This window comes from Aldersonia sp. NBC_00410 (assembly GCF_026342035.1).
GTDB lineage: Bacteria > Actinomycetota > Actinomycetes > Mycobacteriales > Mycobacteriaceae > Aldersonia.
This window is the reverse complement of record NZ_JAPENM010000009.1, coordinates 34758-53802: the sequence shown is the minus strand read 5'-3', so window position 1 is coordinate 53802 and position 19045 is coordinate 34758. Positions and strand designations below refer to the sequence as shown.

The 19045-nt window shown below is 65.7% G+C and carries 19 protein-coding genes, 1 tRNA gene and 4 pseudogenes; 15 read left to right on the top strand and 9 right to left on the bottom strand.

The genetic code is table 11. From position 1 onward, the window contains the following. Nucleotides 1-7 precede the first annotated feature (7 nt). The 3 genes from efeB to efeU are packed head-to-tail and all read right to left on the bottom strand — an operon-like array spanning nucleotide 8 to nucleotide 3376. Nucleotides 8-1357 (bottom strand): iron uptake transporter deferrochelatase/peroxidase subunit, encoded by a 1350-nt coding sequence (gene efeB / locus OG921_RS20290; protein WP_266114334.1) that lies wholly within the window; start codon nucleotides 1355-1357, stop codon nucleotides 8-10. Further along, entirely contained in the window at nucleotides 1329-2462 is a 1134-nt protein-coding gene (gene efeO, locus OG921_RS20285; RefSeq protein ID WP_266114333.1) for an iron uptake system protein EfeO, read from the bottom strand. Before efeO ends, efeB begins: the two co-directional genes overlap by 29 nt. A gap of 11 nt (nucleotides 2463-2473) precedes the next feature. Continuing rightward, the gene (efeU, locus tag OG921_RS20280; protein ID WP_266114533.1) at nucleotides 2474-3376 is read right to left on the bottom strand and encodes an iron uptake transporter permease EfeU; all 903 of its coding nucleotides are present in this window, start codon (nucleotides 3374-3376) and stop codon (nucleotides 2474-2476) included. Between the two features lie 174 nt (nucleotides 3377-3550). Here efeU and OG921_RS20275 point away from each other — a divergent pair, with 174 nt between their 5' ends. The 9 genes and pseudogenes from OG921_RS20275 (at nucleotide 3551) to OG921_RS20235 (ending at nucleotide 9968) form a co-directional block, all read left to right on the top strand. After that, nucleotides 3551-4249: a lytic transglycosylase domain-containing protein gene (locus OG921_RS20275; RefSeq protein ID WP_266114532.1), complete on the top strand. Its 699-nt coding sequence runs from the start codon at nucleotides 3551-3553 to the stop codon at nucleotides 4247-4249. Between the two features lie 153 nt (nucleotides 4250-4402). Continuing rightward, on the top strand, nucleotides 4403-5686 hold the full coding sequence (gene eno / locus OG921_RS20270) for a phosphopyruvate hydratase (protein ID WP_266114332.1): 1284 nt from the start codon (nucleotides 4403-4405) through the stop codon (nucleotides 5684-5686). A gap of 3 nt (nucleotides 5687-5689) precedes the next feature. Further along, nucleotides 5690-6382, top strand: coding sequence for a septum formation initiator family protein (locus OG921_RS20265; RefSeq protein ID WP_266114331.1), 693 nt, complete (start codon nucleotides 5690-5692; stop codon nucleotides 6380-6382). After that, entirely contained in the window at nucleotides 6379-6954 is a 576-nt protein-coding gene (locus OG921_RS20260) for a DUF501 domain-containing protein (RefSeq protein ID WP_266114330.1), read from the top strand. The genes OG921_RS20265 and OG921_RS20260 overlap by 4 nt, the downstream gene beginning before the upstream one ends. Beyond that, nucleotides 6951-7898, top strand: coding sequence for a Ppx/GppA phosphatase family protein (locus OG921_RS20255; protein ID WP_266114329.1), 948 nt, complete (start codon nucleotides 6951-6953; stop codon nucleotides 7896-7898). The genes OG921_RS20260 and OG921_RS20255 overlap by 4 nt, the downstream gene beginning before the upstream one ends. 20 nt (nucleotides 7899-7918) lie before the next feature. Next, nucleotides 7919-7992, top strand: a tRNA-Leu gene (locus tag OG921_RS20250). A 378-nt stretch (nucleotides 7993-8370) separates the two neighbouring features. Then, a complete protein-coding gene (locus OG921_RS20245) occupies nucleotides 8371-8553 on the top strand; it encodes a hypothetical protein (protein WP_266114328.1) in 183 nt (60 codons plus the stop codon). 22 nt (nucleotides 8554-8575) lie between these two features. Then, a pseudogene (locus OG921_RS26645) lies at nucleotides 8576-8901 on the top strand (site-specific integrase); the annotation flags it as partial. 131 nt (nucleotides 8902-9032) lie between these two features. Further along, the gene (locus OG921_RS20235; RefSeq protein WP_266114326.1) at nucleotides 9033-9968 is read left to right on the top strand and encodes an SDR family NAD(P)-dependent oxidoreductase; all 936 of its coding nucleotides are present in this window, start codon (nucleotides 9033-9035) and stop codon (nucleotides 9966-9968) included. 243 nt (nucleotides 9969-10211) lie between these two features. On the opposite strand, the gene OG921_RS26735 is transcribed toward OG921_RS20235, so the two are convergent. The 4 genes and pseudogenes from OG921_RS26735 to OG921_RS20220 all read right to left on the bottom strand — a co-directional run bounded on the left by OG921_RS26735 (nucleotide 10212) and on the right by OG921_RS20220 (nucleotide 13350). Beyond that, nucleotides 10212-10505: a DDE-type integrase/transposase/recombinase gene (locus tag OG921_RS26735; protein WP_353962101.1), complete on the bottom strand. Its 294-nt coding sequence runs from the start codon at nucleotides 10503-10505 to the stop codon at nucleotides 10212-10214. A gap of 335 nt (nucleotides 10506-10840) precedes the next feature. After that, nucleotides 10841-11573, bottom strand: a pseudogene (gene istB / locus OG921_RS20230) (IS21-like element helper ATPase IstB); the annotation flags it as partial. Continuing rightward, nucleotides 11570-12804 (bottom strand): annotated as a pseudogene (gene istA / locus OG921_RS20225) (IS21 family transposase). The pseudogenes istB and istA, both read right to left, overlap by 4 nt. Nucleotides 12805-13101: 297 nt before the next feature. After that, complete coding sequence (locus OG921_RS20220; protein ID WP_266114325.1) at nucleotides 13102-13350, bottom strand: hypothetical protein; 249 nt, start codon at nucleotides 13348-13350, stop codon at nucleotides 13102-13104. A 162-nt stretch (nucleotides 13351-13512) separates the two neighbouring features. Here OG921_RS20220 and OG921_RS20215 point away from each other — a divergent pair, with 162 nt between their 5' ends. Beyond that, nucleotides 13513-13911, top strand: coding sequence for a VOC family protein (locus tag OG921_RS20215; protein WP_266114324.1), 399 nt, complete (start codon nucleotides 13513-13515; stop codon nucleotides 13909-13911). A gap of 88 nt (nucleotides 13912-13999) precedes the next feature. Here the strand turns inward: OG921_RS20215 and OG921_RS20210 are convergent. Further along, a pseudogene (locus OG921_RS20210) lies at nucleotides 14000-14478 on the bottom strand (transposase); the annotation flags it as partial. A gap of 95 nt (nucleotides 14479-14573) precedes the next feature. Between OG921_RS20210 and OG921_RS20205 the strand changes: the two are divergent. After that, complete coding sequence (locus OG921_RS20205) at nucleotides 14574-15014, top strand: metalloregulator ArsR/SmtB family transcription factor (protein WP_266114323.1); 441 nt, start codon at nucleotides 14574-14576, stop codon at nucleotides 15012-15014. Next, nucleotides 15011-16024, top strand: coding sequence for a cation diffusion facilitator family transporter (locus OG921_RS20200; RefSeq protein ID WP_266114322.1), 1014 nt, complete (start codon nucleotides 15011-15013; stop codon nucleotides 16022-16024). Before OG921_RS20205 ends, OG921_RS20200 begins: the two co-directional genes overlap by 4 nt. Here OG921_RS20200 and OG921_RS20195 read toward each other — a convergent pair. After that, complete coding sequence (locus OG921_RS20195) at nucleotides 16021-16728, bottom strand: cutinase family protein (RefSeq protein ID WP_266114321.1); 708 nt, start codon at nucleotides 16726-16728, stop codon at nucleotides 16021-16023. The two genes, OG921_RS20200 and OG921_RS20195, sit on opposite strands and share 4 nt — an antisense overlap. A 291-nt stretch (nucleotides 16729-17019) precedes the next feature. On the opposite strand from OG921_RS20195, the gene OG921_RS20190 reads away from it, so the two are divergent. From OG921_RS20190 to OG921_RS20180, 3 genes are read left to right on the top strand one after another with little or no spacing between them, the layout of a single operon-like run. Next, nucleotides 17020-18648, top strand: a complete 1629-nt coding sequence (locus OG921_RS20190; RefSeq protein WP_266114320.1) for a metallophosphoesterase family protein — start codon at nucleotides 17020-17022, stop codon at nucleotides 18646-18648. Further along, nucleotides 18645-18920 (top strand): cupin domain-containing protein, encoded by a 276-nt coding sequence (locus tag OG921_RS20185; RefSeq protein WP_266114319.1) that lies wholly within the window; start codon nucleotides 18645-18647, stop codon nucleotides 18918-18920. The genes OG921_RS20190 and OG921_RS20185 overlap by 4 nt, the downstream gene beginning before the upstream one ends. Further along, nucleotides 18914-19045, top strand: a complete 132-nt coding sequence (locus OG921_RS20180; protein ID WP_266114318.1) for a hypothetical protein — start codon at nucleotides 18914-18916, stop codon at nucleotides 19043-19045. The genes OG921_RS20185 and OG921_RS20180 overlap by 7 nt, the downstream gene beginning before the upstream one ends.

Below are 19045 nucleotides of genomic sequence, written 5' to 3'. Positions count from 1 at the left end.
CCGGTCGCTACGCCGGCGGTGACCCAGCCGCCCCGAACAACGTCGACCCCCAGTACTGACCGTCCCGCAGCCCAGGCGGCACCGCGAACACCGCCGAGGAGGTGTGCTGGATGTATTCGTTGAGTAGGTCGGAGCGGGCGAGTTGGAGTTGCATCGGCACGAACTGGGTCTGCGGGTTGCGGCAGTAGGCGATGAAGAACAGTCCCGCGTCGAGGTGTCCGAAGCCGTCGGAGCCGTCGGTGAAGTTGTAGCCGCGCCGCAGGAGCTTGACCCCGCCGAGCGACTCGGCGGACGCGAGGCGGATGTGGGCGCGGTGGTCGATCATGGGGCCGTGCGGCCCGGCGGATTGCAGGTCGACCTGGTCGAACTCTTCGGAACCGCCGAACGGTGCGCCGTTGCCCTTGAACCGCCCGATCACCCTTTCCTGCTCGTTGAGCGTGGTGCGGTCCCACGACTCGATCAGCATTCGGATGCGACGAGTCACCAGGAAACTTCCACCGGCGAGCCAGTCCTGGTCGTCGGCGGGATCGACCCAGACGAACTCTGATACCGCGCTCGGATCTTCGGCCTTGAGGTTGTTGGTGCCGTCCTTGAAGCCCATCAGGTTGCGTGCGGTGACCTGGTCCGTCGACGTCGATGAGGTGCGGCCGAAGCCGAGCTGCGACCACTTGACCGCGACGATGCCCGTGCCGATCCGGGCCAGGTTGCGCACCGCGTGCACGGCGACCTGCGGATCGTTGGAACACGCCTGGATCGCGATGTCTCCGCCACTGATCGCCGGGTTGAGGATCTGGCCGGGAAAGTGCGGCAGGTCGACTAGGGCGGCGGGTTTTCGTGCATAAATATCGAAGCGATCGTTGTCGGCCGTGCCGAACAGCGACGGCCCGAACCCGATGGTGAGCGTGAGCTGGCTGGGTGCGAGCCCGAGCGCCTCGCCGGTGTCCTTGGGCGGCGCGTACTGCGGCCCGTCGACCGCGGCGCCGGGATAGGTTTCCTCGCCCTTGGTCATCCGCTCGGCGACCTCGGTCCATTCCCGCAGCATCGCGACGAGTCGGTCGCGAGATTCGGTTACCACGTCGAACGAGACGAAATGCAGACGATCCTGCGTCGGTGTGACGATGCCCGACTGGTGCTCACCACGGAACTCGACGATGTCCGCGGCCGCGTGTGTGTGCTCCGGCGCGGTCACCCGGCCGACGACCGCGCCGGCACCGGCGAGTGCCGCGCCGGCACCGATCGCGCCGAACAGCCCGCGGCGACTCAATCTGCCGCGGGCGCTGCCCGACTCAGGGGCTACGTGCTGCGCAGGCTCGCTGTTCTGCACAGGATCACTGCCCTGCGACGACGCCTTGGACATTGCTCACTTCCGCGAGTAGTGCATCGAGCTTTTTCGACAGTTCCTGTCGCTGCTGCTCGGTGACGGTGTCATAGGAAACGAACCCATCGCCCTGGTGGTACTTGGCGAGTTCGGCATTCACGTCGGCGAAGCGCTGATCGATCCGGAGGCCGAGTTCGGGGTCCTTCTCATCGATGATCGGGCGGACCGCTGCGACGGCGGCCTGCGAACCGTCCACGTTGGCCTGGAAATCCCACAGGTCGGTGTGCGAGAAGAAGTCCTCCTCGCCGGTGATCTTTGTGCGCGCGACCTCCTCGAGCAGTCCGGCCGCCCCACCCGCCGTCTGGATCGGGTCGAACTCCATCTCGGGGGCGTTCACCCGAGCGACGAGCTCGCCGACATCGGCCTGGAGCTGGTCGGCGATCGCGTTGGTGTCGGGCTGCAAACCTTGCGCCCACAGGTCCTTCTCGATCCGGTGGAATCCGGTCCAGGGCTGGCCCGGCTCGACGTCGGGCTCGCGCAGGTCGAGGCGCGGGTCGAGGTCGTCGGGGAAGCTCTCCGCGACCGGCTCGATGCGCTCGTAGTAGGTGCGCGCCGTCGCGAACTGGGCCTTGGCCGCCTCGATATCGCCCGCCTTGACGGCTTCCACGAACTTGTCGGTAGTTTCCTGCAGCGCCACCGTCTGGCTCACGACGTAACGCTTGTAGCTGTCGGCCGCCGCGGCGAGTGCGCTGCCGTCGTCCGGTGCCTTCGCCTCGCCGGTGACCGTGAAGTCCGCCCGAATACCGTCGCCGACCATGCCCGGTCGGCACGAGGTTTGGTAGGTACCGGGCTCGTTCAGCGCGACGATCAGCTGCCGCGTCAGCCCCGGCCCGATGTTCTCGACCTCGCCCATCACCCGGTCGCCTTCGCCGTACACGTAGAACTCGGTCGCCTTGGAGCCGTTGTTGGTCACCGAGAATGCGGTGTTGCCGGTCTCCGCTGACGTCTTTGCCACGTCGCAGGCGTCGTCGGTCGCGTTCACCGTGATGGCGTCAGTGTCGGTCTCGGACTTCTCCGTGCAACCGGCGAGCGCCAGTGGCAGGACGGCGGCTGCGACGATTGCGCAGGTGGTGCGGATTCTCAAGCTCGTGCCTCTCAGGATGTTTCTGGTGTGAGTTCTTCGGTGGCGGCCTTGGGTGCGGACATCGGCTTGGACCGCACCGGGCGCAGGAAAAGCGGCAGGACCACCGCGATGTAGGTGACCCAGGCGATGGCTTGCGCCAGCGTCGGGTCGGGCCGGAAATTGAAGATGCCGGCGAGCACGGTGCCATACCAGCTCGACTGGTCGTAGGTCGCGGAGATGTCGAAGGCGTTGGTCGATCCGCCCGCAAACCATCCGGCGGTCTGCAGCGCCCGCACCCCGTAGGACAGGATCCCGGCCGCGACGAAGATGAGGACGATGCCGGTGTATTTGAAGAACCGCGCGAAGTCGATGCGGACGGCGCCGAAGTAGAGCAGCACGGTCACGATGGCGGCGATGCCGAGGCCGATCAGCACACCCACCAGTGGCCACGGGCTACCCGCGGTGTTTTCTGCGTATCCGACCATGAGCAGGGCGGTCTCGACTCCTTCGCGCCCGACCGCGAAGAACGCCAGCGACACGACCGCGAACGGTCCCAGCCCGAGCGCGCGCTCCATCCCCGCCCGCAAATCGCCGGAGATGGACCTGGCCGCGGTCCGCATCCACAGCACCATGCCGGTGACGATGGCCACCGCGACGAGCGAGGCGATCCCGGCGATGAGTTCGGCGACGAGCCCGTCGATCGTGGAGGTGCCGTAACGAATACCGAGGAAGATCGCTGCCACCATCGCGACCGCGGCACCAACCCCGATCCACACCCATTTGAGCGCGTCGCGGCGGTCCAGCTTGACCAGGAACGCCACGAGGATCATGACCACGATCCCGGCCTCGAGGCCTTCGCGCAGCCCGATCAGCCCACTCCCGAACAGTTGAGTCGCGATCGAAGGCGCGGTCGAGGACACGGCGAGCAGGGACATAAAGGGAACCTCGTTGTCGTTCGGATCGCTCACTTTAATAGGCAAGGCGAACCTTGGTCTGATCCAGAAACATACACCCGGATTCGAGACACGCCAGACGGCTTTACCAATGCTTTAACACTTGGCGTGCAGGATGGATGCGTGCCCCGGATTCGTCGCTGTCTCCTCGCCGCGCTGGTGACGTCGACGATCGTGACCGCCGGATGTGCGGGATTCGGCGACGGCATCGACGTGCCCGAGGGCATTCCGCCCGGTCCCGGTGCCCCGTTGCCGCCGATCGACATCGACGCGCCCGGCCGGTCGGCGACTCAACTATCGGCCTGGGCGACCGAACAGTCCGACGCGCACGACATCCCGGTCATCGCGCTGGAGGCGTACGGCTACGCCGCTGCGGTGCTCGCGCGCAGCGCACCGGACTGCGGAATCGCGTGGACAACGCTGGCCGGCATCGCGAGCGTCGAATCGAAGCACGGCATGCACGGCCGCTCGACGGTGCTGCCGGACGGCCGCGTCGACCCGCCGATCCGCGGCGCGGCGCTCGACGGCTCGCCCGGGATCGCCGAAATCGACGACTCCGACGGCGGCACCCTCGACGGGGACACCGAGCACGACCGGGCGATCGGGCCGTTCCAGTTCATCCCGGAGACGTGGCGGGTCTGGGCGGCCGACGCGAACGGCGACGGTGTGCTCGATCCGGACAACATCGACGACGCCGCGCTCACCGCGGCCCGCTATCTGTGCGCGCGCGGTGGGAACCTGCGCACCGCCGAGGGCTGGCAGAACGCGCTGATGGCCTACAACCAGTCGGGCTCGTATCTGCGCGAGGTGCGACACCGGGCCGCGCTCTACAGCGTCGGCGCCGAACTGTCCTGACCGTCCGGACGGCAATCGTCGCGTTTCCGGCGATCCCGGGGTTGCAAAACGCAGGCCGACACGACGCACCCCGTCCGGCGCGGGGCGATAGGCTCGCACCGACAAGTCTGCCCGCAGTGCAGGCACGTGTTCACCGCCGAAGGAGTGTCGTTCGTGGCCATCATCGAACAGGTTGGAGCTCGCGAGATCCTCGACTCGAGGGGAAACCCGACGGTCGAGGTCGAGATCGCGCTCGACGACGGCACGGTGACCCGTGCGGCGGTGCCTTCCGGTGCCTCGACAGGTGAGCACGAGGCCGTCGAGTTGCGTGACGGCGGCAGTCGCTACGGCGGTAAGGGCGTCACGAAGGCAGTCAATGGTGTGCTCGACGAGATCGCGCCTGCCTTGATCGGCCTCGACGCAGTGGAGCAGCGCGTCGTCGACCAGACGCTGCTCGACCTCGACGGCACGCCGGACAAGTCGCGGCTCGGCGCGAACGCGCTGCTCGGCGCCTCGCTGGCCGTTGCGCGCGCGGCGGCGCAGTCGTCGGATCTGGACCTGTACCAGTACATCGGCGGCCCGAACGCACACGTACTGCCGGTGCCGATGATGAACATCCTCAACGGTGGCGCGCACGCCGATACCGGTGTCGACGTGCAGGAGTTCATGGTCGCGCCGATCGGTGCGCCCACCTTCAAGGAAGCGCTGCGCTGGGGCACGGAGGTCTACCACGCGCTCAAGTCGGTGCTGAAGGAGAAGGGCCTCGCGACCGGGCTCGGCGACGAGGGCGGTTTCGCCCCGGACGCCGCGAACACCAAGGCCGCGCTCGACCTCATCGAGGTCGCGGTCGGCAAGACCGGACTCAAGCTGGGTGCCGATGTGGCACTCGCGCTCGACGTGGCGGCCTCGGAGTTCTACAAGGACGGCAGCTACCTGTTCGAGGGCAAGGCGCACAGCGCGGCCGAGCTGACGCGGTTCTACGAGGATCTCGTCAACAACTATCCGCTGGTGTCGATCGAGGATCCGCTCAACGAGAACGACTGGGACGGTTGGGTGTCGCTCACCGACGACATCGGTGAGAAGGTTCAGATCGTCGGCGACGACCTGTTCGTGACCAACCCGGATCGCCTCGCGGACGGAATCGCCAAGGGCGCGGCGAACGCGCTGCTGGTGAAGGTCAACCAGATCGGCACCCTTACCGAGACGCTCGACGCGGTCGAGCTCGCGCACCGCGCGGGCTACAAGACGATGATGAGCCACCGCAGCGGCGAGACCGAGGACACCACGATCGCCGACCTCGCGGTGGCGGTCGGCAGCGGCCAGATCAAGACCGGCGCGCCCGCGCGTTCGGAGCGGGTGGCGAAGTACAACCAGCTGCTGCGCATCGAGGATCAGCTCGGCGACGCCGCGCGCTACGCCGGTGACGTCGCCTTCCCGCGGTTCAGCTTCGGCAACTGAGTCATGGCTGCTCGCCGCACGCGCAAGCCGGGTCCCGACCAAGGTGGTCGGGACGCGCGCCGGTCGCCGCGTGCGGAACGGCGGACGCAGAACCAAGCAGGTGGACGGCGCGCGTCGGGGTCCGGTGCCGACCGGGAACGGCGCGCGCCCGCGTCCAAGCCGTCCGGTGAGGGCACGGACCGGGACCGTTCGGTACGGGTCATCGGACGCAAGCGTGCTGCGGACGGCGGGCCACGGTCGGATCACACGATCTTCGGCCTCTCGACGGCGCGGGCGGTGATTCTCGCCGTGGTCGTCTGCATGCTCGCGTTGACTCTCGCAGTCCCGCTGCGCACCTACTTCACCCAGCGCAGCGACGCGTCGAGCATCGAGGCCGAGCGGGTGAAGCTCGAAAACGACATTGCGGAGCTACAGCTGAAGAAGCAGCAGCAGGACGACCCGGCGTATGTCGCCGCGGAGGCTCGCGACCGGTTGCGCCTGGTGATGCCGGGGGAGACCCCCTATCAGGTGCAGTTGCCCGGGGCGTACGAGGCGGCGCAAGCCGAACGCGCCAAACCAGAACCGACATCCGGCACGTGGTACAGCGACCTGTGGGATTCGGTGTCCGAGCCGCGCCCGGTCGGCCCGGTGCCGGCACCCGTCGCGCCACCGCCGGCCCCGGCGGCACCGCCCGCCCCGGGAGGTCCGGGCGGGTGAGTGAAGTACATGTCGACCCGACCGAGGATGACCTCGCCGTCATCGAACGGCAACTCGGGCGGGTGCCCCGTGGAGTGCTCGCGGTCGCGTACCGCACTCCCGACGGGCTGCCCGCGGTGGTGAAGACCGCACCCCGATTGCCGGACGGCACACCGTTTCCCACGCTGTATTACCTGACCGATCCGCGGCTCACCGCGGAGGCGAGCAGGCAGGAGTCGGCCGGCGTGATGCGGGAGATGACCGAACGATTATCGACCGATCCGGAGTTGGCGGATGCGTACCGTCGGGCACACGAGAGCTATCTGGCCGAGCGCGACGAGATCGATTCGCTCGGAACCACTTTCACCGGTGGCGGTATGCCGGAGCGAGTGAAGTGCCTGCACGTGCTGATGGCGCACGCGCTGGCGAAGGGGCCGGGGGTGAATCCGCTCGGCGACGAGTCGGTGGCGCTGGCGGCACGTGGACGTTTGCGGGGCACGGCGCTTCCCGCGGACTGGCCGGAATACGAAGGCCCCGAACCGGTGTCCGAGGATGCACCGGTGGCCGACGACAAGATGGAAGGTCACGCGTGACTCGACGGGTTGCGGGAATCGATTGCGGGACAAACTCGATCCGCCTGCTGATCGCCGATATCGACGAGACCGGCACGCTGACCGATGTGCGTCGCGAAATGCGCATCGTCCGGCTCGGACAGGGCGTGGACGCAACGGGTGCGTTCGTGCCGGAGGCGATCGAGCGAACCAGGGTGGCGCTGCACGAGTACGTGGAGATGATGCGCGAGACCGGGGTCGGCGCCGTGCGGATGGTCGCGACCTCGGCGACGCGCGATGCACGCAATCGGGAAGACTTCTTTGCAATGACCCGAGCGGAGTTGGGTGCCGTCGTGCCGGGTGCGGTGGCCGAAGTCATCACCGGCGACGAGGAGGCGCGACTGTCGTTCGCGGGAGCGGTCGGCGAACTCGACCCGGCCGAGGGGCCGTTCGTCGTGGTGGATCTCGGTGGCGGATCGACCGAATTGGTGCTCGGTGACGCTCATGGTGTCCGGGCGGCGTTCTCGGCGAACATCGGCTGCGTGCGAATCACCGAGCGCTGCTTGAAGACCGATCCGCCGACGAGTGAAGAGGTCTCGGCAGCAAAGCAATTCGTTTCCGAGCGGGTGGGTGAAGCGCTGGACGTGGTGCCGGTGGCGCAGGCGCGAACCTGGGTCGGCGTGGCGGGGACGATGACCACGATCGCCGCGCTCGGCCGCGACTTGCCCGAGTACGACCCGGCCAAGGTGCACCTGTCCCGCATCGACCTGCCCCGGCTGTACGAGGTGTGCAAGGGGTTGGTCGAAATGAACCACGAACAGCGCGCTGCGCTCGGCCCGATGCATCCGGGCCGGGTGGACGTGATCGGCGGCGGCGCCATCGTCTGCTCCACCCTCGCCGACGAGTTTCACAGGCGCGCAGGCATTTCCGAACTTGTCGTCAGCGAACACGACATTCTGGACGGAATCGCAATGTCGGTACGCTGAGCGCGGGCTCGAAGCCCTTGGCCCCCATAGCCCAATTGGCAGAGGCAGCGGACTTAAAATCCGCCAAGTGTCGGTTCGAGTCCGACTGGGGGCACTGTGAAGGTGCAGGTCAGAGCAGCTTTTTCTGCCCGGCACAACGCGCCGTCGCGCTCAAAACCGGCACCGTGACAGCGGCGTGACAGCAGCACGGCCAACAGCACCGCTGCAGCACCCGCGCACAGGGGTTTGCCCTTCACCCCACCCGCATCAGCAGTGCCTGCCGTCCCAGCTGCACCTAGAGACACAACGGCGCAGTTCAGGGCGATTTACCAGTGGCGATGGCTACCTAGGGTGAGGAGCGTCGGCGGCACCAGTCAACAGACGTGGCGGCGGCAGTGTCCATTCCGTAAGTCCCCAAAAGCGCGCTGGTCCTACCAACCGTCGGTTGGGGGTTCACTGCGCTTTCTGGAAGGCCACAGGCACATCTATGTCTATGGATGACGACGCCCGCGAGTTCGGGCAGCACTTCAAACAAGGCGGCTGGCGGTTGGGTCTGCTGGTTGCGCGCAACGTGGAACACGGCGGAGCCGGGGGAAGGCCAGCGGAGAACCGTTCTCTGGAGAACGGTTCCGGCAAGGTCAGCATGAGTCAATTCGCCGATCTTGCCCGGCCTTAACGCTGCCGGAGGCAGCAAGTACATCGGGCACGCACCGCTGTTTCCGGGCCGGATCAATCGCTATGTGTTCGATTGGGCTAACCCCGTCCACGCGGGCAACCTGTACGAGAACTACCTGCAGCCCGCCTGCGCCGCGTTGGCCTAGGGTCGGTACGTTTCCGCGACTTGCGGCATACGTTCGCCACCATGAACCTGAGTGCGGGCGAGCACTACATGCAGGTCAGCAAGTGGCTCGGGCACTCCACGTTCGTACTGACGCTAAGCACCTACGCGGACTACATCAACGAGGACGAACAGGCCGCACCGAAAGTTGGCCGTGGTGTTGCTCAGTCACCGGCAACGTTGTAGAGCTACACAGTCGTAACACCCGCTAACCGTTGCGCTGGGGCGTGAACGAGCTGACAACCCTGCCCAGGCTGGTTGACCAAATAATTGTTCCGCTGCTACGGTTCCATCCGAACCAGCACGGAGGGAACCTCGTGATCGACTTCACGGATCAAGTAGCTGTTGTGACAGGCGCTGGCCGGGGCCTTGGCCGCCTTTACGCGCTGGATTTGGCGAAGCGCGGAGCCTCGGTGGTAGTCAACGATCTTGGCGGATCCATGCACGGCGAGGGCGCTGACAGCAAGGTCGCCGATGATGTAGTCGCCGAGATCACCGCAGCGGGCGGTTCGGCAATTGCTTCGTATGACTCGGTGGACAGTCCAGAAGGTGGCGAAGCGATTGTGCAAGCTGCAGTCGAAAACTTCGGCCGCCTGGACGCGGTGATCAGCAACGCCGGCATTTTCAACAGCATCGCGTTCGATGAGATGACTCCGACTCAGTGGAGGCGGATGCTCAGCGTGCATCTGGACGGCGGCTTTTACCTGAGCCAGCCGGCATTTAGGGTGATGAAGCGGCAGGGTTACGGCAGGTTCGTATTCATCTCATCATCTGGCGGACTCTTCGGGCAGCATCTTGAGGCTCACTACGCCGCCGCGAAGGCGGGTCTCCTCGGCCTGAGCAACATAGTTGCCCTCGAAGGCGCCGATCACGGCATCTGTTCGAATACGGTTTTACCCTTTGGCTTTTCGCGCATGGTTACCGAGACCGTGGGTGATTCAAAGGCACTAGAGGAATCAGGTTTGTTGGACCTGATCAAGCCTGAGAAGGTGGTGCCGATAGTGGTCTTCTTGGCGAGTCGCGCCTGCGAATTAAGCCATCAGAACTACTCGGCGTGCGCCGGAAGGTACTCCCGGGCGTTCGTCGGCCTTGGAGATGGATGGCTGGCCGATGCGGACGCTACCGCCAGCGCAGACGATATCGCCACGCACCTGTCCGAGGTGTCGTCAACCGACACGTACTCCATCCCCGGGTCGATCTACGAAGAACTCTTCGCCGTGGTTGATCGACTTGGGGCCAATCCTTCTCAGTAAGGGCTCGTTAGGACTAGGCGAAGCGCTTCCGTGAAGCCGTCGGCTGGCTGAGTCGTCACTCGTCACTTTGCTGTGAGTCCGCACTGCTGGCGCGGGTCGCGGCGTGACAGCAGCGCGGCAGGAAACGGCCAACCTGCGGCAACGCTCAGCGCTGACGACAACGGAGCGTGTTGACCCAATAAGGCATAGTCAGACAGGGGGATTGGCGTCCAAATTGGATCGCGGCGCGGCATTACAGCAACCCTAATCGGACAGAGGCAGCGGGCTTAAATCCGCCAAGGGTCGGTTCGAGTCCGACTGGGGCACCGTGAAGGTCATCGATCGGCGCAACCCGAACCGCGCACACGCTCGTTCGAATACCCCTGCGGTATAGTGACTTCCGCGGTCCGAACGCAGAATTATACCGGTGCAATCACCTCCACGCGCACGTACGGCTCGCTCAAGTGCGTCGGTGACCAACTCAGTACGCATGTGATCGGCGACCGACCATCCCACCACTCGTTTCGAATATTCGTCCTTGATCGCACACAAGTACATCTCGCCCTCGCCGCACCTCAGGTAGGTGATATCGGAAGTCCACACCACATCGATGAGACCCTGATCGAAGCGGCGTTGCACCAGATCGGCAGGAAACGACGCGAACGGATCGACCACCGTCTTACGAGTTTTGAACGTCCGCGGGCTGATGCCTCGATGCCGATCTCGGCCATGATCTTGGCAACGGTCTTCTCCGTCACAAGGTCACCGCCGGCCCGCTGTCGACGCTCTTTGAATTCCGGCCGGTGGCGCTCTTCGAATTTCGGGCCACGTTGGTGGTGTCTAGTCTGCCGTGTTGTCGGTCCGCATGGACGGGAGTGTGTCGATTTCGGTGCGCGGAGTCGGTAGCTGTTGCCTTTGAGGGTGAGGACTTCGGCGTGGTGGACGATGCGGTCGATCATCGCAGCGGCGACGACGTGGTCGCTGAACACGTCGCCCCATCGGGAGAAGGGCAGGTTGCTGGTGAGGATCAGCGAGGCGTGCTCGTAGCGGCTCGAGACCAGTTGGAAGAACAGGTTCGCTGCGTCTTGCCCGAAGGGGATGTATCCGACCTCGTCCACGATCAACAGTCCGTAGCGGCGCAGCTTGGTGAGTTCGGTGGCGAGTCGGCCCTGTTGGTGGGGCGGTCTGCAGGCGGGCGACCCAGTCGACCGCGGTCGCGAACAGGACCCGGTGTCCGTGGTGAGCGGCGGCGATGCCGAGCCCGATGGACAGATGGGTTTTGCCGGTTCCCGGTGGTCCGAGCATCACCACGTTCTGCGCCTTGGCGATGAACTGGCTGGTCGTCAGGTGGGCGATGGTGTCGCGTTTGAGGCCGGGTTGGTGATCGAAGTTGAACTCCTCGATGGCTTTTCGGGCGGGGAATCCGGCGGCGCGGATGCGGAGCTCGGCGCCGGAGGACTCACGCGCGGCAACCTCGCGTGAGAGCACCGCGGCGAGGTATTCCTCGTGGCTCCAGCCCGAGTCGCGGGCCTGGCCGGCCAAGCGGGTGGCGGCCTCGCGGATGCGGGGAGCTTTCAGTGCGCCCGCGTAGTACTCGATCTGCTTGGTGGTTTCCGTCGGTGTCATCGGGCCACCACCTCGTCGTCGAAGTCGATGCCGAAGCGGGTGTCGTAGTCGGCCAGATCCCGCGCCAAACCCTGCTCGGCGTCACCGGGCTCAGTACATGCCCCGCGCCCGAACTCTGCTCGCATCCGTGCCGCGATGGCGACGTGGTCGGGATCGGTGATGGTCTGGTGCCGCGCCCAGGCGCGGGGATGGCGGGCGACCAGGTCGCGGCCGCAGTGGACGGTGACCATCGACAGGTCGGCGTGCAGATCGATCATGCGACCGATCACGCTCGGGTCGATGGAGTAGTCGTTGCCCAGCACCCGCACGTAGTAGTCACGGGGCAGCCGACCCGTCCGGTGAACCCGACTCCCGGGGCGAGCGGCGCCAACTCGACCATCGCGGCACGGTCGGCGTCGATCAGCTCCGCCGGCACCGCGCAGGTCCTACGGACGCGCCGAGTGTTCGCGCCCGCCAACCACTCCAGCAGCTGGGCGTTGAAATCAGCTGGTGAGGTGAACGACCGGCCGGGCAGAAACGACGTCTCGAAGTAGCCGTTGGCCCGTTCGACGATGCCTTTCGATTCCGGGTCGAACGGTTTGAGCTGCACGATTCTGGTCGCCAGGGTGCCGGTGAACTCGGCCACGCCCTGGGCCAGCCGGCCCCCACGGCCGATACCGGTTTCGTTGTCCCACACCAGTCGGCGAGGCACCGCACCGAGTTGCTCATCGAGCAGCGACCACATGCCGGCCAACAGATCCGGTGTCGTACGGGTCGGGATCATGGTCGCGGTGATGAACCGGGAGAACGAGGAAACCATCACCAGCACCGGCGGCGAGCCGATCTGCCCGTGCCCCAACGGAACCGGGACCGGCGGAAACCACAGATCGCATTGCGCCTGATCGCCGGGCCGATACGAGATCCGGTCGGCCGGGTCCTTCGGCGCGTACTCCGGGCGCAGCGCCGCGACCTTCTTACGAAACCAGGACTGCGAGCCCACCCAGCCGACCCGCTGCGCGATCACGGTCGCGGGCATCATCGGGAACTCTGCCAGCAGCGCCCGAACATGCGGATCGAACGGATCGAACGCCGAGGGCCCCGACACCCGCGAATACCTCGGCGGCGACTCCGCAGCGATCGCCCGCGCAACCGTGTCCCGCGAGATCCCCATCCGCGTCGCGATCGCCCGAATCGACAGGCCCTCGCCCTTGTGGAGATACCTGATCTGCGCCCAGTCCTGCACTGTGATCACCCATCCGATCGTCGTTGGGTGGCCGATTTTCAAAGAGCGGCAGTGGCCTAGTTTTCAAGGAGCGCTGACACCCGCAGATCGGCGGTGATCCGCGGCGACCCGTACACCCACCCGCCGTCCTGTGGTGGGCCACAATCTTGACCTCCAGATCCGCCCTCCGTTGGGCGTACCGCGTCAATTCGCTTGCCGCATTGCGGATGCGGTGCTTGTAGTACCCAGATGTCGACACCTCGAGCAGTCGTGCCATGCGGGTTGTCTCGGTGCTCGCGTACTCCGTGTCCATCAACAAGTAGAGCTCTACCGTTGTTGATTCGCGGCGAAGTACGCGGACGCTTTTTTCAGGAACGCGAGGTCTTTCTCCTGCTCGGCGACCTGCTTGCGCAGCCGCAGCAGTTCGGTGCGTTCGGCCGCACTCAACGGTGCCTCACCGTTCACCGCAGCCGCTCCACGCGGCGACGCTCGTCGCTGGTCCATTTGCCGAACAGTGCTTCGGCGCGCATCCTCCACCTTGTACTCGGTCGTGAACGACCGACGTGTTCGTGCCATGAGGGACATCCTCCCAGCGAGACCAGCGAGACCAGCGAGACCAGCGAGACCAGCGAGACCAGCGATCCCGCTATCTCGATGTCCACTATCCGGGGGAACCTCGCACAGGTCGGCCGCGGGCTGGGGCGGTCGACCGCACCATTGCTGTGGCAGGATGGTGGCGTGCTCGGTCATGTGGGGCTGAACGTTCCGGATCTTCTAGGGGCGCAGGCATATTACGATGCGCTGTTGCCGCTGCTGGGTTTTGAGCCGTTCCTCGCTGCTGATGATCAGTGCGCCTACAAGCCGGCGGGCGGAAAGCCTGGGACGTATTTGTTCTTGTATCCGGCCGTAGATCGGATGCCGTACTCACGCGACAGGACCGGACTCCAGCACCTGGCGTTCATGCTGAGGACGAGAGGCGATGTTGATCTGGTGCATCGTCACGTGCTGTCAGTGTGTGGAAAAGTGATCCATCCACCGCGCGATTTTCCGGAGTACCCGCCCCCGTATTACGCCACGTTCTGGCTGGACCCGTTCGGGATCATGCTCGAGGCCGTGTGTCATTACGACCGCGACTGATCCCAGCCGGGGCCCCAAACACTAGAAGTCTTCTTCCGTGTCAACGTCGCCTGAATTCGGACCCCTCTGCGACGGTGGTTCCGGTATTCGTCGCGACAGGTGAGCGCAACGCCACTGCCGGTTCAGGGCGATCACCGCGAGCGAGGACTTCATCCGCGAGTCGATCGAGTAGCCCACGATCCGGGTAGAGTAGACGCGCTTGAAGGCGCAGAGCTTGCCTTCCTCGGTGGGGTGCTCGGTGATGTCGGTCAGCCACACCTGCTTGTCGGCCCGGGCGCTGAACTGGCGGGCGACGAGGTCGTCGTGGACCGGTGGCCCTGATCGACGGTTCAGTCCGCGCTCCTTGGCGAAGATCGACCAGATGGGCTCCTGCGAGCACAACCGTGCGACTCGGTTCTCGCTGGCGGTGATCCCACCGCCGGGAAATTCGTCGGCGATGAACCGGCATCCGAAGGCACGGTGATCGGCATGAATGTCGCGGGCGGCGTTGATCAGGTGCGCATCGTCCCAATCTCGCTGTGACACGGGTGTTTTACGTCCTCGGCCTCCTGTTCGAGAGCTTGATCCGCTTGTGCGCCCCGCGCAGTGTTGACACCGTTAGCGGGTTGAAGTCGGCGCTCCCAACTTGCCACACCCCTGCCCGCCCGTTCTATTATCTGCGTATGAATGCAGATACGGGAGCATGTGCGCGCCGCCTTCCTGGCGACCAGGCCGACCTGGTGGTCGAGGTATTCCGAATGCTGGCCGATGCCACCCGTGTGCAGGTGTTGTGGGCGCTTGTGCGCCGCGAGATGTCGGTCAACGATCTCGCCACCCATGTGGGAAAGCCCGCCCCGTCGGTATCTCAGCATCTGGCGAAGCTCCGGATGGCGCGTCTGGTTCGGACCCGCCGCGAGGGCACGACGATCTTCTACAGCCTCGAAAACGACCACATCAGGCAACTGGTCACCGATGCCGTCTTCAACGCCGAGCACGCCGGACCGGGTATACCCGGCCACCACCGCGATGCCGCCGAACTCGCAACGCTGCACCCCGATAATTCCGCCGCCGACCCCAAACCCGCCGACCCCAAACCGGCCCGACAGAACGCCGGCCGATCGTGACCCACGAACCCACCGGCAATGCCGAGCACAGCCATCATCACGGCCACAGCCACGACGGGTGGGGCGGCAAGTTCGGCGCCGCGATCCGCGAGGTATTTGCACCGCATAGTCACGACACCTCCGACAGCATCGACGACGCGCTGGAGTCCAGTGCCGCCGGAATCAGGGCGGTGAAGATCAGCCTGCTCATCCTGGGCGCGACGGCGATCTCCCAGATCGTCATTGTGCTGATTTCGGGGTCGGTCGCGCTGTTGGCCGACACCATCCACAACTTCTCCGACGCACTGACCGCCCTGCCGCTGTGGATCGCATTCGTTCTCGGGACCAAGGCCGCCACCCGGCGCTACACCTACGGGTTCGGCCGCGCCGAGGACCTCGCCGGACTGTTCGTGATTGCGATGATCAGCCTGTCGGCGATCGTCGCCGGAGTCGAATCCGTCCGCCGACTGATCAACCCCGTGCCCATCGAGCACGTCGGGTGGGTCGCTGCCGCCGGGCTGATCGGTTTCATCGGCAACGAACTCGTCGCGATCTACCGCATCCGAGTGGGGCGTCAGATCGGCTCGGTTGCGCTCGTCGCCGACGGTCTACATGCCCGTACCGACGGCTTCACATCCCTCGCCGTTTTGTTCGGCGCAGTCGGTGTGGGACTTGGGTTTCCGCTCGCCGACCCCATCATCGGGTTGCTCATCACCGCGGCGATTCTCGCGGTGCTGCGCACGGCCGTCCGCGACGTGTTCCGTCGCCTGATGGACGGAGTGGACCCCCACCTAGTGGACGCGGCCGAGGCTGCTCTGGCCGCTGAGCCGGGCGTCACCGAGGTCCGCAGCGTGAAGATGCGTTGGCTCGGCCATAGCCTGCACGCCGACGCCGAACTCGACATTGACCCCGCTACCAGCCTCGACGAAGCTCACCGGATCGCGCATGAGGCCGAGCACACCCTGACTCACGCGGTCCCGAAGCTATCGTCAGCCCTGGTCCACGCCTATCCGGCAGCCGACAAGGGCTAGGCGTGACCGACCGCGAACCCCGCCCCATCGAAGGTCATCCCGTTGAAGCCGTAAAGAACGTGTAGCCCATTCGGCTGGCGAGCGGGTTGACCATCACAGATGTTGTCGAACGGAATGCAGTATTGCCGGGTCTTCGCCAGGTAGGCCGGCCCGACGGTGACGACGGGTGCGCCGATGTCGAGCATGAATCGGTCCGAGGGCGACCCGAACAGCACGACTGCTGCGACATGGCCGGCGATCTGCGGCGGCATCGGTGGGGGCACGTTCGCTGCATATTCCGGGCGCACGCCGGCCGGTGTCGTGGCCATGGTGGCGAGCGCAGCAACTACGGCACCCTGCGAATATCCGCCGAGCACGATCCTCGTGCCGGGGCAGTTTGCCGCCATGAACTGAACGTGCCCTTGCGCGTCCCTGATCCCGTCCATGGCTGTGTTGACGACGTTCAGCGGGTGGTTGAAGTCGGCGCTCGCGGCGTAGTTCACGCCGTACGTCCCGACCGACTTCCCGCCGGACCGTAGGCGCACCGATTCGGCGAAGGAGGTTCCGGTAATGCCGAGACCAGGCGGTTCGGCAGTGCCCCGGGCGAAGACCACCTCGATGTCGGGGCACGGTGCCGCCGATGCCGGCTGGGTGGGCAGAACGAGCTGCACCCCCAATCCGACGATCGCGGCACACACGAATTTGGCGAGAGAGCGTGCTGTCATCTTGCGAACAATACCGTTCATAATGGGTTCGATACCCAGTTTCGAACCGAATCAAGCATTCGATATCTCGGTTGAGAGAGATGCCCCCGGATCCCCGCAACCGTTGCAGAACGCACGAATCGGCACCGACGGCCGGGCAAGTCGTGTGCCCGTGCACGCTCACGCGCGCCAGCGCAGTCCCAGTGCTCTCGCGGCAGTTCGGCCTCGAGCGACCACGACATTCCCGCCCACGCCCGCCGACGTTCACTGCAGCGCTACGCCGATTCCACCAGCGTCCGATAGCTATGCAGAATGGCCGACGACACCCCTGCAAATCAGCCGGAATCCGAACGAGCCACGCAACCGAAGTCCCCGCCAGTAAGCCGGCGCTGGCTGCTCGGTGCCTCCGCGAGCGCCGTCGCCGGCCTGGCGGTCGGATCCGGAGTGACCGCCGCCGTGATGAACGACGGAAAGCAAGCGATCCCGTGGCCGTCCGGTGTATCGGCCGCGGGCACCGGCGACGTCCCGACCGTCGCAGGGTTGCACCTGCAGTTCGGTGCCGACGCCGCCCGCGAAGTCGTGGTGTCCTGGCACACCACCCGCTCGGTCACCAAGCCGATGGTTAGATTCGGATCGCCCGATGGTGAGCTCGGGTCGGTCGTCGAAGCACAGACATCAACCTATCGAGATGCCAAGTCCGGCATCGAGGTCCAGGTACATCATGCCCGACTCACCGGCCTGGAGCCGGACAGTCGGTACATCTACGCAGCGGGCCACGACGGTGTGCCGGTCGAACTCGGCACCCTGCGGACGGCGCCTTCGGGGCGTGCGCGATTCCGCTTCACGAGCTTCGGGGATCAGGGCACGCCGACGCTCGGCAAGGTGGACCCGGCGAGTGGGAAGTTCGTCAACGACAACCTCGGTTCGCCGGTCGCCGCCGATGTGACAACCGCCGTGGAAAGTGTTGCGCCGCTGTTCAATCTCGTCAACGGCGATCTCTGCTACGCCAACATCGCCACCGATCGGATTCGCACCTGGAACGACTGGTGGACCAACAACAGCAGGTCGGCTCGGCACCGGCCGTGGATGCCCGCGCCGGGAAACCACGAGAACGAGTCGGGTAACGGTGACATTGGATATGCGGCCTACCAAACCTATTTCACGGTGCCGAACTCCGGCAGCGACGAACCGCTGCGCGGCCTGTGGTACGCGTTCACCGTCGGTGGCATGCGCGTGATCGCGGTGGCCAACGACGACGTCTGCCTCCAGGACGGCGGCGACAGCTACGTTCGTGGCTACTCCGGCGGCGCACAGCGGCGATGGCTGGCGAAGGAACTGGCAAACGCACGGGCCGACAAGGGCATCGACTGGGTCGTCGTCTTCATGCACCAGACGGCGATCTCGTCGGCCAAGGGCAACGGCGCCGACCTCGGCATCCGCGGTGACTGGCTACCGCTCTTCGACCAGTACCAGGTGGATCTCGTGCTGTGCGGCCACGAACACCACTACGAGCGTTCGCATCCGGTCCGCGGAACGTTGCCGACCGACACGCTGACGCCTAATCCTGTCGAAATGCTCAGCGATGCAATCGATACCACGAAAGGCACGGTGCACCTGGTCATCGGCGGCGGGGGCACCAGCGTGCCGTCGAACTCCCTGTTCTTCCCGAACGGCGAGTGCCGGGTGATCATGTCCGTGGGCGCGCCCGACCCGGCGAACCGTAACCGGATGGCACCGAACTACGTTATGGAGCAGGCGGTCTGGTCGGCGTTCAAAGATTCCGCCAACCCTTACGGGTTCTGCAGTTTCGACGTCGATCCCGGGACGCCGGGCGGCCGCACCACCATCGAGGCGACATATTTCGCGGTAACGCCCGCCGGCCTCACGGCTGTCGACACCTTCACGCTGACCCGGCCCCGGTCCGACGCACTGTCCGCGTGAGGCTGCGCGGCGGCCCACCGTCGAGCAGTGGATGGCACACCCACGAGGGACTCGAAGTCTCGCTCGTCACCAGGGGCAACGTCGTGCTCCAGACGTCGACGAACTGCGCAGGCACGACCTACGGCACCGGGCAGGTCGTCGTCATCCCCGCCGGTGTGCCGCATCGTGTCGCGAATACGTCGACTCGGGACGCCGAGGCCCTCGTCACCTACACGTTGCCTGCGGGGATTCCGGCGCGGAACGACGCACCCAACGCCTGCGCCGCGTGGTAGTGCACATCGGTCTCGCATCCTCACCGAACGCCGCCGCACTCGTGCTGAACGCACTCGATCCCGCGCACCCGCGGGCGGTCGATTGCGTGCCGACGCAGGCCGTCACCGGCGGTCCGCTGCGCTGA